Raw genomic sequence first — 13,702 nt, 5'->3', positions numbered from 1 at the left:
GAGTTGGAGGAGCGCGGGTTGATCGAGCGCCGCAGGAATCCTGCCGACCGGCGCCTGTACGCCGTTCATCTGACCGGGGGAGCAGCCGGAAAGGGCGCCCGCCGACGGCGGGGACGGGGTCGGCCCGTGAGCGGCAGGCGGGAGTCCCGTTGCGGCCCGTTGCCGCGACCATGATCTGAGCCATAGCCTCGCCCCCTGAGCCGAACAGTCGGGGGGACTGGGCGTGGCGTTACTCATGCTGGCCGCGAGCGTGTACGGCGTGGTGCAGCTTCTGGTGTTGTCCTCGCCGACCCGGTCGGTGCGCATGTCCACGGCGCTGCTGGCCATCGCGGTCGGTGTCTACGGGGCCGGGGCCGCGGCGGCGCTGCTGGAGTTGGCGTATACGCGCGGGGCCGCCGAGGCCACCGGGGAGTCGCTGACCGATGTCGTGAAGACCGCGAGCTATGCGGTCGATCCGGTCATCGAAGAGCTGATGAAGCTGGCGCCGCTGCTGCTCGTGGCGTGGAACGTCAGGATCCGTCGGCAGTGGGGCCTGACGGACTACGTGGTGCTCGGCGCGGCGCTGGGGGCCGGGTTCGGGCTGTTGGAAGCGGTGGCGCGGTACGGGCTGGACGCGGATCGGGCGATCGCGCACCCGGCCGGCGGCTGGGCCGTTCCCGACAGCCTCCGGGCGCCGTACATCCCGGGTGCCGAGCAGGTCTTCTCCGCCTGGTTCCCCGCTCCTCAGGGCGCATTGGAGCTCGGTGACCGCACCCCGGCCGCTGCCACCAGCCCCCACCTGGTCTATACGGCCATGGCGGCGCTCGGCGTCGGGGTCCTGCTGCGCGGCCGGGGCTGGGCGCGGGCCCTCGGCGTGCTGCCGCTCGCCGCCACGTCCGGGCTCCACATGCTGACCAACTACGCCGCCGCGCATCCGATGGACCGGGGTGCGGCGGAGCGGGTCGACACGTTCGAGGGGATGCTGTGGGCGGCTCCGCTGGTGTGTCTGGCGGTCGCCATGGCCGTCGACCTGCGGCAGCTGTGGCGGGGGAAGGCGGTCGTGCCGGGGGTCCTGCTGCGGGCCGAACGCGCGGGCAGGACCGGCTTGAGCGCGCTGGCGGCGTACGGGGCCTGGGGCGTGCCCTGGTCCACGCTGATCGCGCTGCGCTTCGCGCGCTTGCGGCGGTCCCTGCTCTACGGGGCGGCGGCTGGGGCGCCGCCGTACCCCGGCGCCGGGAGCCTGCACCGTACGGTCGCCTGGTCCGCCGCCCAGATCGACGCCTCCGACCGCGAACACGCCTGGCGGGGCGTCGACTTACGGGCCGTGGCGAGGGTGGCCGGGACGCTGCGGGACCGGCGCCGGAAGTGGTACGTGCTCGTGTCCGTCGCTCTGGCGACCCCGGCGCTGCTCCTCCTGGCGATCGGCTCCTTCCCGTCCGCGGCCGACCTTCAACAGCGCTTCGCCTCGGGCACCGGGCTCCACGTCCTGGTCGGCTTCGGGATCGCGGGCCTGTTGTGGACGGGCTGGCAGCTGGTCCGACTGCTGCGGGCGTGGCGGGCGAGCCTCGCGCTGCCGCATGGCGAGGCGCTGGCCACGATCCGCTTCCGCGTCTGGACCGCGCTGGGTGGCTGTGTCGTGGGTGCGCTGCTGTTGTTGAGACTGGCCGACGGCGCACCCCCGAACGGCCCCGTCATCCGCAACCTCCACCTCCTCGACGCCCTCAACAACTTCCTGGCCTACCTCGGCTTCGCCCTCCTCCTGCTGTCCCTCCTGACCCTCATCACCCCCGCCGGCGGCCTCGGCCTCGCCCTGGCGGGCGCCCGAGTGGGCGCGACGGTCATCACCCGCGAGGCCGCCGTCCACGCGGCGGCGTACGGGGCGTTGGGCATCGTCCTGATGGCCGCGAGCGGCGGAACAGGGCCTGACGGTTCGCCCGACCGGCAGAATGAGGAGGCATCGAAGTCCGCTGATGAAGACCAGCAGAACCTGACCTTCCAGCCCTCGCCCAAGCACGGACAGACACAGAGAGGGAACGCTGCCCCCGAGCCTTCGAATCCTCAGAGCACCTTGGAGAATTCGATTACCTTCAACCCCAATACGACGCGACGGGTGGGGGTGGACAAAGAGGCCGGAGAGTTCGCGGTATTCGACGAAACGCACAATGGCACCGGCATCTATCACGGTCACGTCCGGAAGTGGAATGAGCTGAGTCAGCAGATGCAGAGTGCGCTGCGGAAAGCGGGTCTCGTGACGGCCAAGGGTAAGATCAAGTAGTCGCCTGGCTAGGAGTTTCTTTTTTCATGGAGTACAAAAAGCCTGAGCAGGTTACCGCGGAGAAGGCTGCGGAAATCTTCGGTTCCGGGCAGCCGCGAGAAATCTCCGAGACGCTGATCGCAGCCTCTCTGAACATTCAGGACCGAGAGTGGGTGGAGCGATGGCTGATCCACTTCACCTCGCACCCCGAGTCCGACGTGCGCAGGGCCGCGGCCCTCGCGCTGGGCCACCTGGCCCGGCTTCACCGGCAGGTGTCGCCCGAGGCGGTCGAGGCGGTGGGGAGGCTTCAGGGGGACCAGTCCCTCGCGGGCGCCGCCGCCGACGCACTCGAAGACGTGGAGATCTTCACCCGTGAACCGTGATGGGAGGCTGCTGAGATGGCCCCTACGGCGTGGATGCACGAGCAGATCACGGCTGAGCAGTACGACTCCTGGTCCGAGGAGCAGTGCGCGGGCATTGAGATCGTGGACGGGGTGGCCGTGGTGAGCCCCAGTGCGTCGAAGCGGCACCGCCGCCTGGCCCGGATCCTGGCCAACGCCCTGGAAGACGCCGCGGGCCCTGACTGGAACGCCGATACGGACTTCGACGTCCGGCTCCAGGATGTGCCGCTCACCAATCGTCGTCCGGACGTGGTCGTGTACCGCGCGGAAACGATTCGACGTCACGCCCACCCGCCCCGAGCATGTGCTGCTGGTCGCCGAGGTCGTGTCGCCCGGTTCGGAGACCACTGACCGCATCGTGAAGGTGGACCAGTACGCCAAGGCGGGCATTGCCTTCTACTGGCGGATCGAGCAGGCGGCCACCGGCGTCCCGCTCGTCTACACCTACGTACTCGACCCCGCGGCCAGGGTCTACCGGGAGGGAGACGTATTCACCGGTGTGGTGAAGGTCGCGGCTCCGTTTCCGATGCGGGTTGATCTTGGTCAGCTCTGACGGTTTAGCGCACCGCGTAGTCGCCCAAGGAGGTTCCAGCAGGTCGGAGACCGTCGCGACTCCCGAGGACGACCTGTTCGCCGGTGTGCGCCGCCCCCCGCGGCCTACGGCGGCGGCAGGTGCCGCAGCTTCTCCGGGTTGCGGATGATGCGGATCTCCGTGATGCGCCCGTCCTCGACCTCCGCACAGGCGACCGTGTCCGGGCGGCCCGCGACCGTGAGCAGCAACCCCGGACGGCCGTTGACGTCCACCGCGTGCGCCTGGGGGTCGTCCATCGGCTGGGCGATGACGGCGGCGAGGAAACGGGCGACCTTCTCCGCGCCCCGCTGCGGGCGGAGGGCTGCCTTCACCTTGCCGCCGCCGTCGCTCCACGCCGTCACATTGGGGGCCAGCAGCTCCATCATCCGGTTCAGATCGCCGCCGAGACACGCGGCCAGGAACTCCTCGGTGACCTGCCGCCGCACCTCCGCCGGGGCGTCGTAACGCGGCCGGCGGGCCTGGACATGCGCCCTGGCCCGGCTGCCCACCTGCCGTACGGCCGCCTCGCCGCGCTCCAGCATTCCGGCGATCTCCTTGAAGGAGAAGCCGAAGACCTCCTTGAGTACGAAGACCGCCCGCTCCAGCGGCGACAGGCTCTCCAGGACGACGAGCATGGCGAGCGAGACCGACTCGGCCAGCTCCACCTCCTCGCCGATGTCCGGCCGGGTGACCAGCGGCTCGGGCAGCCAGGGGCCGACGTAACTCTCGCGGGTGGCGGCGGCCGAGGTGAGCCGGTTGAGCGCGAGGTTGGTGACCGTACGGACCAGATAGCCCGCCGGGTTGTCCACCGGCGTGGACACCTGACTACAGCGCAGCCAGGCGTCCTGCACCACGTCCTCGGCATCGGCGACGGAGCCGAGCATGCGGTAGGCGATGCCGAACAGCATCCGCCGGTGTTCTTCGAAAGTGGTCGTGTCGATCACGCCCGCGACGCTACCCCGCAGGCGTCCGAGAAGCCCTGGCTGGTCAGGCCGAAGGCGCTGTTGACGCGCGAACGGTAGTTCTCCAGGCCGACCATGGCGGTGAGCTCGACGAACGCCGCCTCACCGAGCCGTTCGACCAGGGCGGCCGCGAGCTCGTCGGTCACGCGGGGCTCGGTCTCGGTCATCGCCTCGGCGTAGTCCAGGACGAGCAGCTCAAGACCGGTGAAGGCGTCCTCGTGGTCGCGCCATCGCGGCACTTTGGAGATCTTGTCCATCGGGAGCCCGAGGGCGTCGGCCTCCCAGTGGCCGAAGTCCATGCACCACGAGCAGTTGATCTTCGCCGTCGTGGCCATGACCGCGAGGTGCTTGAGGGTCGGGTCCAGGCGGTTCCACCTGGCGGCACCGCGCTCGGCCCGGACATAGGTGAGCAGCACCCGCGGATTGTGGCCGGCGGCCAGACCGGGGTCGAGCACCTTGCCGTAGGTGCGCCGGGAGTACCAGGCGCCGAGGCGGTTGAGGAGCGTGCTGGGCGGGGTGAGCGAGATACGGGCCATGGCGGGCTCTCCATCGTGTCGTACCTGTGGTGGCAATGGCTTGCGCAGGTACGACAGAGAAGCCCGCCGGAGTGTGACATCCGGCCGGCCCGCATGCGGAACCGGCGGACTCGGCGGACCCGGCGGACCCGGCGTCGGGGCGAGGCCGCCGAGGCCGGATGGTTTTCCGGGGTGGGCGCCGCGGGGATACAGTCCGGCCAGGGACCGGACCGGGACCAGGGGAGGGGCCGGTGTGATCGAGATCGTCACGGTGAGCGCGCTCACCGCATTCCTCGCGGCGGTGGGGAACGGCGCGGCCGGAGAAGTCGGCAAGCAGGTGCTCCTGTCGACGGGTGCGCTGGTGAGACGGACTCTGGGCCGGGAGACGCCGCTGCCGGCCACCGCGGAGGGGTGGGAGGCACTGGCGCGGCAGATGCATGCGCGCCTGAGTGACGAGGGTGGACGGACCGGCGAGTGGGCCCTTCTGCTGCGGAGCCTGCCGGACACGGCGGTGGCGCCGCGCCCCGTGGCGGGACTGCCGCCCGCCGCGCGGGACTTCACCGACCGCGAGGCCGTCCTCAGACAGCTGAAGCGGGAGGCGACCCGCGCCGCGGGCGGGCGGCCGCGGGTCGCGCTGCTGCACGGTCCGCCCGGCATCGGCACCAGCGCGGTGGCCCTGCACTGGGGCGCCGCCCAGATCGCGCGGTACCCCGACGGGCAGTTCTACGTCGACCTCTCCGACGCCGCCGGAGACCATGGACCGGAACCGGCCGCCGTCCTGTTGCGCCTGCTGCGGCAGATGGGAGTCGAGCCCGAGCGGATTCCGCCGACCGAGACGGGACGTGAACAGCTCTACCGGCGGTTGACGGCCGGCCGCAGGGCGCTGGTGGTGATCGACCACGCGTCTTCGGTCGCGCAGGTCCGCAACCTCATTCCGGCCACGCCGGAGGTGTTTTTGCTGGTGGTGGCCTCGGGTCCGCCGTTCGCGCTGGAGGCGGAGCGGATCGCCGTCCCTCCGCTGAGCGAGCGGGACGCCTTGCGGATGCTGAGGAAGGTGGCCGGGCCCGACAAGGTCGCGCGAGCCAAGCCGCGGATGCCCGCCCTGCTGGACACCTGCGCGGGCAACGCCCTCGCCCTGAAGGCGGCGGCGATGCGCCTGCTGACCGAGGAACCGCCCTTCCCGGATCCGCCGGACGAGCCCGCGGGGCACCATCCGGTGCACACCATGACGCAGGACGCGTGCCGCCGTGTCGGGCCCGAGGCGGCGCGGCTGTGCCGGCTGACCGCGCTGGGTGGCTGGCCCGCGATCGATGCCCGGCTGGCCTCGGACGCCGCCGCCGTCGCCGAGGAGGAGGCCGCCCGGATGCTTGCCGCGGCGGCGGAAGCGCAGTTGGTGGAGTCGGTGGGGGACGGACGTTACCGCTTCCGGCCCGAGGTGCGCCGCCATCTGGCCGACGCCGCGGGTCCCCGGCACGGGATCCCGGAGTGCTTCGCGGCGGTGTCACGCGTGCTCGACGGACTGCTGAACCGGGCGCTGCACGCCGCCCACGCGGCCCTGCCGCAGAGCTGGCGGACCGAGCCCGCACCCGAGCGGGGGACTCCGTACGGTGACGAGGCCGAGGGTATGGCGGCCCTGCTGGCCGAGGCCGGGAACCTGGTGCGGGCGGTCCTTGTGGCGGACGAGTACCAGCACATCGACAAGGCCCTGCGACTGGCCCGCGCACTGTGGCCACTTCAGCTGAAGGCCGGACACTGGGACGAGGTGCTGCCCGCCCTGCGGATCGCGGCCCGGTGTGCCGACGAGCATCAGCCGCGGTCCCGCATGGCGGGCGCCCTGCACTTCCAACTGGGCCACTGTCTGGGCGAGATGGGACGGTGGGAGGAGGCCGATCACGCCGTGCGCGCCGCCGTCGCCTGCGAGCGCGCCGCGGGCCACTTACGGGGCGAGGCGTCGTCCGTGGAGTTCCTGGGCCTGCTGTGCTTGAACCGATGGCGGTACGAGGCGGCGTACGAGGGGTTCGTCGAGGCGGAGGGCGTCTACCGGCGGATCGGCCCAGGCCAGGAGGGCGCGGCGGACCTTCCGCGTGCCCTCGCCCTGATCGGGCGTCACCAGGGACGTGCCCTGCGCGGCCTGGGGCGGTTGGGGGAGTCCCGCCTTCGCCTGGAGGCCGCGCGGGACTTCTTCGCGGAGCGGGGAGAGGCGTACAACCAGGCCCGCACCCTCACGGACCTCGCCGAGACGCTGCACGACGCCGGTGAGAACGCCGAGGCCCTGGCGAAGATCGCGGAGGCTGAGCGCCTGCTCAGTCCGGAACAGGCGACTCCGCACCTGGGTTATCTGGCCCGGCTGCGGCTGCGCTGCGAGGACGCCCAGTAGCGGGGGCCACCGTCACCGGGTGCACGCGGCCGGCCGCGTGCACCCGGAGCGTCGTCCCGCCCGGTGGCACCGCACCGCCACCGGCCAGCCACGTGTACAGCGCGGAGGCGTAGGCCGCCGGATCGGCGTCCGCTCCCGGGCCTGCCGACAGCTGGAACACACCATGCTCCCGGGCGCGCACGGTGCAGCTGTGCGGGCCGGTCACGTACACGGCGAGCGAGCAGTGCGGATACCGGCGCAGCACCTCGGCGGTCCACTCCTCCGGGCCGCCCAGGCGGGGATCGTCCGGCTGCCCCTCACGGAAGATCACATCAGCCAGCGCCAGGCCGCCGGGGTCCCGGGCGTCCTCATGGACCGCGAGGTGCCTCTCGCCGACCGCGTCGTACGGGTGCCCGGTGGAGCGCTCGATCCAGACGTCCGCTCCCAGGACGCGGGTACGGACGTCCAGGGGAGCCGTACGCCGCGGGGGATCGTACGGTGGCAGGGGCAGCGGCTCCAGCAGGGCGGGAGCCGCGGGCTCCGGCAGATCCATCAGCGTGTAGAAGAGCCTCCGCAGCAGCGCCGCCGACGAGCCCGGGGCCGAACTGGTGAACTCCGCCGGACCGGCCACCGGGCGATGCCGCGCCAGCAGGTCCTCCAGCTGCCCGCGCAGCGGTTCGTGCGGGTCGAGCCGAGGGGCCTGCCGGACGAACGCCGCGAGGGGTGCCTCCGGGTCCAGCCGGTCCTGCGTGGCGGACGCGAGCAACACGGGGATGTCCAACGCCGCGGCGTAGTAGGACACCGCTCCGAAATCCCCCAGGACGACATCCGCCGCCAGCAGGGCCTGGCGCCACGCGTGCACGGGGTCGATCAAGGTCAGCCCGCTGCGGCGGGCCCGGTCCAGCCAGACGCGTATCTGCCCTGGACCGTGCCCGTACCAGATGTTCGGATGCAGTACGGCCGCCAGCCGGTAGTCGTCAGCCGGCAGCTCGGAGGCGAGCCGGGGGAGCAGGCTCGGCAGGATGTCCTGGTCGCCGCCGGTTCCGAAGAACCCCTCGGGATTCCAGGTGGAGTTCAGTACGACGAGCCGCTGGCCGCGACGCACGCCCAGGGCGCGGCGGAACCGCTCCCGGTGGGGTCGCCCGGCCAGCATGCGGTCGAAGCAGGGGTCGCCGGCGAGTACGGATGCTCCTTCGGCTTCCGGGCACACCCGCCGCAACCGCTCCAGCTGCTCCGGGTGGGAGAGGACGAGGCCGTCCACGAACGGCTCCCCGCCTGCCAGGAGCCACTCCGGCGACAGGCCGAAGGTCGGCTCGTGTCTCGTGTCTCGTGACTCGTGACTCGTGACTCGTGACTCGTGACTCGCCCAGTTTCTTAGTGTATCCGACACCATGTGACATCACGGCCAATTTGCCCTGTATATCCTGGAGTTGACCACCGAAACTCGCGGAGATCGCCAGCGCCACCGGTGTCGCCAATGCCTGCTTCCAGGGCAGCACGGGCAGACCCAACTCCGTGAACAACTCGCCGATTCCGGCCTGAAACGCGGATGACTCGGTCGAGGTGACCAGGAGTTGCACCCGGAAGTCGTCGTGGAACAGCGGCAGTACGTCCAGCAGGCGGCCCGCGGAGGTGACGTTGTGCACCACGAGCAGTACGCGTCGGCTCGTCGCCCGGCTGGCCCAGCGCTCCGAGTCTTCCCCGACCGGCACGCGTATCGCCGGGGTATCAGCCGGGGTATCAGCCGACCCCACTCGTCGTTCCCTTTCGCCGTCCCTTTGTCAGCACTCGATGACGTTCACCGCGAGCCCGCCCCGCGCCGTCTCCTTGTACTTGACCTTCATGTCCGCGCCCGTCTGCTTCATCGTCTTGATGACCTTGTCGAGCGAGACATGGTGGCGGCCGTCGCCGCGCAGGGCCATCCTCGCGGCGGTGACCGCCTTGACCGCGGCCATGCCGTTGCGCTCGATGCAGGGGATCTGGACCAGGCCGCCGACCGGGTCGCAGGTGAGGCCGAGGTTGTGCTCCATACCGATCTCGGCGGCGTTCTCCACCTGCTCCGGGGAGCCGCCGAGGACCTCGGCGAGGCCACCGGCGGCCATCGAGCAGGCGGAGCCCACCTCGCCCTGGCAGCCGACCTCGGCGCCGGAGATCGAGGCGTTCTCCTTGAAGAGCATGCCGATGGCGCCCGCGGCGAGGAGGAAGCGGATGATGCCCTCCTCGTCGGCGCCCGGGACGAAGCGGGTGTAGTAGTGCAGAACGGCGGGGATGATGCCCGCCGCGCCGTTGGTGGGGGCGGTGACCACGCGGCCGCCCGCCGCGTTCTCCTCGTTGACCGCCATGGCGTAGAGGGTGATCCACTCCATGGCGCGGGCGCCCGGGTCGCCCTCGGAGCGCAGGGCGCGGGCGGCGGTGGCGGCGCGGCGGCGGACCTTGAGGCCGCCGGGCAGGATGCCCTCCTGGGACATGCCGCGGGCCACGCACGCCTCCATGACCTGCCAGATCTCCAACAGCCCGGCCCGGATCTCCGGCTCCGTGCGCCACGCCTTCTCGTTCTCCAGCATCAGGGCCGAGATGGACAGGCCCGTCTCCTGGGAGAGCCGCAGCAGCTCGTCACCGGTGCGGAAGGGGTGGGTGAGGACGGTGTCGTCGAGCTTGATGCGGTCCTCGCCGACCGCGTCCTCGTCCACCACGAAGCCGCCGCCGACCGAGTAGTACGTCTTCTCCAGCAGCGGATGGCCCTCGGCGTCGTACGCGCACAGCGTCATGCCGTTGGCGTGGTACGGCAGGGAGCGGCGGCGGTGCAGGATCAGCTGGGAGGAGTCGTCGAAGTCGATCTCGTGGCCGGGGCCGATCTCGGCGCCGAGCAGCCGCAGCCGCTTGGTGGTGCGGATGCGCTCCACCTCGCCGTCGGCCGTGTCGACGTCGACGGTGCGCGGGGAGTTGCCCTCCAGGCCCAGCAGCACGGCCTTCGGGGTGCCGTGGCCATGACCGGTGGCGCCCAGGGAGCCGAAGAGCTCGGCCCGGACGGACGCGGTGTGGGCCAGCAGACCCTCGTTCTTCAGCCGGCGGACGAACATCCGCGCGGCCCGCATCGGGCCGACCGTGTGCGAACTGGACGGGCCGATGCCGATCGAGAAGAGGTCGAATACGGAAATGGCCACCGGGGGACTCCTTCGTCTGCACGCCGGGGGAAGCGTGTGCCCGCCGGGGAAGCGTGCGGGCCGTGCGTGGGGTGGTGCGGTTTGGTGCGATGTGGTGCGGCGGGGGCGCGCCAGGGCGGGCGCGCCCCCGGGTCCGCATCACTCCGGGTTGCTCCGGGTTGCTCCGGGGCGCTCCGGCTTACTTGGACAGATGCGCGTACAGCGGGTGCTTGTCGGCCAGCGCGCTGACCCGGGCCTTCAGCGCCTCCGCGTCGTACGACGGCTTGAGCGTCTCCGCGATCACGTCGGCGACCTCGCGGAAGTCCTCCGCGGTGAAGCCGCGCGTGGCCAGCGCCGGGGTGCCGATCCGCAGACCCGAGGTGACCATCGGGGGCCGCGGGTCGTTCGGGATCGCGTTGCGGTTGACCGTGATGCCGACCTCGTGCAGTCGGTCCTCGGCCTGCCGCCCGTCCAGCTCGGAGTCGCGCAGATCGACCAGGACCAGATGGACATCGGTGCCGCCGGAGAGGACGGCGACGCCCACCTCCCGGACATCGGGCTGGGTCAGCCGCTCGGCGAGGATCCTGGCGCCCTCCAGCGTGCGCTCCTGGCGCTCCTTGAACGCCGAGCTCGCCGCCACCTTGAAGGACACCGCCTTCGCCGCGACCACATGCTCCAGCGGACCGCCCTGCTGACCGGGGAAGACCGCCGAGTTGATCTTCTTTGCCAGGTCGGCGGTGGAGAGGATCACGCCACCGCGCGGACCGCCCAGGGTCTTGTGGGTGGTGGTGGTCACCACATGGGCGTGCGGTACGGGCGAGGGGTGCAGCCCGGCCGCCACCAGACCCGCGAAGTGGGCCATGTCGACCATCAGGTACGCGCCGACCTCGTCCGCGATCCGGCGGAAGGCGGCGAAGTCCAGCTGGCGCGGGTACGCCGACCAGCCCGCGATCACCAGCTTGGGGCGGTGCTCCTTGGCCAGCCGCTCGACCTCGTCCATGTCGACCAGACCGGTCTCGGCGTCCACGTGGTAGGGCACCACGTTGTAGAGCTTGCCGGAGAAGTTGATCTTCATGCCGTGGGTCAGATGGCCGCCGTGCGCCAGGTTGAGCCCCAGGATGGTGTCGCCGGGGGAGAGCAGGGCGAACATCGCGGCCGCGTTGGCCTGGGCGCCCGAGTGCGGCTGGACGTTCGCCGCCTCGGCGCCGAAGAGCTCCTTGACCCGGTCGATGGCGATCTGCTCGACCACGTCGACGTGCTCACAGCCGCCGTAGTAGCGGCGGCCGGGGTAGCCCTCGGCGTACTTGTTGGTCAGGACCGAGCCCTGGGCCTCCATGACCGCCGACGGAGCGAAGTTCTCCGAGGCGATCATCTCCAGGGTGGACTGCTGGCGGTGGAGTTCGGCGTCGACAGCAGCGGCGACGTCCGGGTCGAGCTCGTGCAGGGAGCTGTTCAGAAGCGACATCGAGGGTCCCGATCGAATAAGGAGGGTCAGTTTTCGGCGAAGGCGGTGTACTCGTCGGCGGAGAGCAGGTCCTCCGGCTCGCTCGTCACCCTCACCTTGAACAGCCAGCCGCCCTCGAAGGGGGCGGAATTCACCAGCGCCGGATCGTTCACCACGTCCTCGTTGATCTCGGTGACCTCACCGGAGACCGGCGTGTACAGATCGCTGACCGACTTGGTGGACTCCAGCTCACCGCAGGTGTCACCGGCGGAGACCGTGGAGCCGACGTCCGGGAGCTGGACATAGACGACATCGCCGAGCGCGTTGGCCGCGAATTCGGTGATGCCGATCGTCGACACGCCGTCCTCGTCGGCGGCCGACAGCCACTCGTGCTCCTTGCTGTACCGCAGCTGCTGGGGGTTGCTCATGGTCCGATTCTCCTGGATACGGGGGAGTGCTTGGGAAACGGGTCTTAGCTGGTGGGATGCGACGCCGAGGGGATACGGCGCCGAGGGGGCGGGATGGGCCGGGGCCCTGCTCGCGTTCGGAGAGGCCCGGCGACGGGCCGGGGCACCGCTCACGCCCGGGGAAACGTCAGCGCTCGCGCTTGTAGAAGGGGAGCGCCACGACCTCGTACGGCTCCCGGGCGCCGCGGATGTCCACGAAGACCCCCTCGGTGCCGGGCTTCGCGTACTCCGGGTCCACGTACGCCATCGCGATGGGCTTGCCCAGCGTCGGGGAGGGCGCGCCCGAGGTGACCTGGCCGATCGCCGAGCCGTCGGCGGCCACCACGGCGTATCCGGCGCGCGGCACCCGGCGGCCTGAAGCGATCAGGCCGACCAGGGTGCGCGGGGTGACGGTGTCCGCCTGGCGGGACGCGGCCTCCAGGGCCTCGCGGCCGACGAAGTCGCCCGGCTTGTCGAACTTCACCACCCGGCCGAGCCCCGCGTCGAAGGGGGTGGTGTCGGTGGTCAGCTCATGCCCGTACAGCGGCATGCCCGCCTCGAGGCGCAGGGTGTCCCGGCAGGAGAGACCGCAGGGGACCAGGCCCGCCGGGGCCCCGGCCTCGGTCAGCGCCTCCCAGACCCGCTCGGCGTCGTCCGGCGCCAGGAACAGCTCGAAGCCGTCCTCGCCCGTGTAGCCGGTGCGGGCGATCAGGGCGGGGACGCCGGCGACGGTGCCCGGCAGCCCGGCGTAGTACTTCAGCCCGTCCAGGTCGGCGTCGGTCAGGCGCTTCAGGATCCCCGGGGACTCGGGGCCCTGGACGGCGAGCAGCGCGTAGGCGTCGCGGTCGTCCCGCACGGTCGCCTCGAAACCGGCGGCCCGCCCGGTCAGCGCGTCCAGCACCACCTGGGCGTTGGCGGCGTTGGCCACGACCAGGAACTCCTCGTCCCCGAGGCGGTAGACGATCAGGTCGTCCAGGATGCCGCCCTCGTCGTCGCAGATCATGGTGTAGCGGGCGCGGCCCACGGCGAGCGCGGACAGCCGGCCGACCAGCGCGTGGTCCAGGGCGTCCCCGGCCTGCGGACCGATGAGAGAGATCTCACCCATGTGGGAGAGGTCGAAGAGCCCGGCGCGGGTGCGCACCGCGGTGTGCTCGTCGCGCTCGCTGCCGTAGCGCAGCGGCATGTCCCAGCCGGCGAAGTCGGTCATGGTGGCGCCGAGCGCGCGGTGCCGCGCGTCCAGCGCGGTACGGCGTGGGGTGGGCGGGGCGTCGGTCACGATTCAGGCTCCAGAGGTCGGGGTCGCGCGACGGCGAGGACGGACGGCAAGGACGCGTGCGCCCTCCCCATCTGTCATCGGAACCTGAGAGGTTCGCCGTGACGCCCGTAAGGGGCCCGGTTTGCACCTTGGGTGGAGCCGCGCCCGGGCGGCCCGCTTTTCAGATCTGCCTCGTCCGTGCGGTATCGGGGCCTGAGAGATTCAAGGGAGGACTTGCTCCTTCGGCGCCCCGGACACCCGGCACGGATGCCGGTGACCAAGGACTCTCCCGCGCGGATTCAAGCGGCCGGTATGGAGTTGCGCGGACATCATCGCATGTATGGCCGAGAAGGGAAGCCCCGATCCGACCGGGCTC

Annotated in this window: 10 protein-coding genes, 1 pseudogene and 1 riboswitch; of the genes and pseudogenes, 4 read left to right on the top strand and 7 right to left on the bottom strand. The window is 71.3% G+C overall.

The window, feature by feature from the left end:
• Positions 1-223 precede the first annotated feature (223 nt).
• From ACT2CW_RS10410 to ACT2CW_RS10400, 3 genes and pseudogenes are all read left to right on the top strand, one after another.
• Positions 224-2,254, top strand: coding sequence for a PrsW family glutamic-type intramembrane protease (locus ACT2CW_RS10410; protein ID WP_445516349.1), 2,031 nt, complete (start codon positions 224-226; stop codon positions 2,252-2,254).
• 26 nt (positions 2,255-2,280) lie between these two features.
• Positions 2,281-2,616: a hypothetical protein gene (locus ACT2CW_RS10405; protein ID WP_445516348.1), complete on the top strand. Its 336-nt coding sequence runs from the start codon at positions 2,281-2,283 to the stop codon at positions 2,614-2,616.
• 15 nt (positions 2,617-2,631) lie between these two features.
• Positions 2,632-3,187 (top strand): annotated as a pseudogene (locus ACT2CW_RS10400) (Uma2 family endonuclease).
• Between the two features lie 104 nt (positions 3,188-3,291).
• Here the strand turns inward: ACT2CW_RS10400 and ACT2CW_RS10395 are convergent.
• Both ACT2CW_RS10395 and ACT2CW_RS10390 read right to left on the bottom strand, forming a co-directional pair.
• A complete protein-coding gene (locus tag ACT2CW_RS10395; protein WP_445516347.1) occupies positions 3,292-4,149 on the bottom strand; it encodes an RNA polymerase sigma-70 factor in 858 nt (285 codons plus the stop codon).
• A complete protein-coding gene (locus tag ACT2CW_RS10390; protein ID WP_445516346.1) occupies positions 4,146-4,703 on the bottom strand; it encodes a carboxymuconolactone decarboxylase family protein in 558 nt (185 codons plus the stop codon). The genes ACT2CW_RS10395 and ACT2CW_RS10390 overlap by 4 nt, the downstream gene beginning before the upstream one ends.
• Before the next feature lie 232 nt (positions 4,704-4,935).
• Between ACT2CW_RS10390 and ACT2CW_RS10385 the strand changes: the two genes are divergently transcribed.
• Complete coding sequence (locus ACT2CW_RS10385; RefSeq protein WP_445516345.1) at positions 4,936-7,059, top strand: ATP-binding protein; 2,124 nt, start codon at positions 4,936-4,938, stop codon at positions 7,057-7,059.
• On the opposite strand, the gene ACT2CW_RS10380 is transcribed toward ACT2CW_RS10385, so the two are convergent.
• From ACT2CW_RS10380 to gcvT, 5 genes are all read right to left on the bottom strand, one after another.
• Entirely contained in the window at positions 6,986-8,299 is a 1,314-nt protein-coding gene (locus ACT2CW_RS10380; RefSeq protein WP_445516344.1) for a hypothetical protein, read from the bottom strand. The genes ACT2CW_RS10385 and ACT2CW_RS10380 overlap by 74 nt on opposite strands.
• Positions 8,300-8,819: 520 nt before the next feature.
• Positions 8,820-10,202 carry an L-serine ammonia-lyase gene (locus ACT2CW_RS10375; protein ID WP_445516343.1) on the bottom strand — a complete coding sequence of 461 codons (1,383 nt, stop codon included), beginning with the start codon at positions 10,200-10,202 and terminating at the stop codon, positions 8,820-8,822.
• A 178-nt stretch (positions 10,203-10,380) separates the two neighbouring features.
• On the bottom strand, positions 10,381-11,646 hold the full coding sequence (gene glyA / locus ACT2CW_RS10370; RefSeq protein ID WP_445516342.1) for a serine hydroxymethyltransferase: 1,266 nt from the start codon (positions 11,644-11,646) through the stop codon (positions 10,381-10,383).
• Between the two features lie 26 nt (positions 11,647-11,672).
• Positions 11,673-12,053 (bottom strand): glycine cleavage system protein GcvH, encoded by a 381-nt coding sequence (gene gcvH, locus ACT2CW_RS10365; protein ID WP_182470823.1) that lies wholly within the window; start codon positions 12,051-12,053, stop codon positions 11,673-11,675.
• Positions 12,054-12,219: 166 nt separating this feature from the next.
• Positions 12,220-13,347, bottom strand: coding sequence for a glycine cleavage system aminomethyltransferase GcvT (gcvT, locus tag ACT2CW_RS10360; protein ID WP_445516341.1), 1,128 nt, complete (start codon positions 13,345-13,347; stop codon positions 12,220-12,222).
• A gap of 170 nt (positions 13,348-13,517) precedes the next feature.
• Positions 13,518-13,628: riboswitch (glycine riboswitch) on the bottom strand.
• Positions 13,629-13,702 lie beyond the last annotated feature (74 nt).

The sequence above is a fragment of the Streptomyces sp. NEAU-174 genome (assembly GCF_052665095.1).
The sequence above is the reverse complement of the archived record's forward strand: the minus strand, read 5'-3'. Positions and strand labels throughout refer to the sequence as shown.

Bases quoted from the DNA above. Each gene is read 5' to 3' on its own strand.
- ACT2CW_RS10405 (WP_445516348.1), top strand. From the start codon at position 2,281: ATGGAGTACAAAAAGCCTGAGCAGGTTACCGCGGAGAAGGCTGCGGAA.
- ACT2CW_RS10390 (WP_445516346.1), bottom strand. From the start codon at position 4,703: ATGGCCCGTATCTCGCTCACCCCGCCCAGCACGCTCCTCAACCGCCTC.
- glyA (WP_445516342.1), bottom strand. From the start codon at position 11,646: ATGTCGCTTCTGAACAGCTCCCTGCACGAGCTCGACCCGGACGTCGCC.
- gcvH (WP_182470823.1), bottom strand. From the start codon at position 12,053: ATGAGCAACCCCCAGCAGCTGCGGTACAGCAAGGAGCACGAGTGGCTG.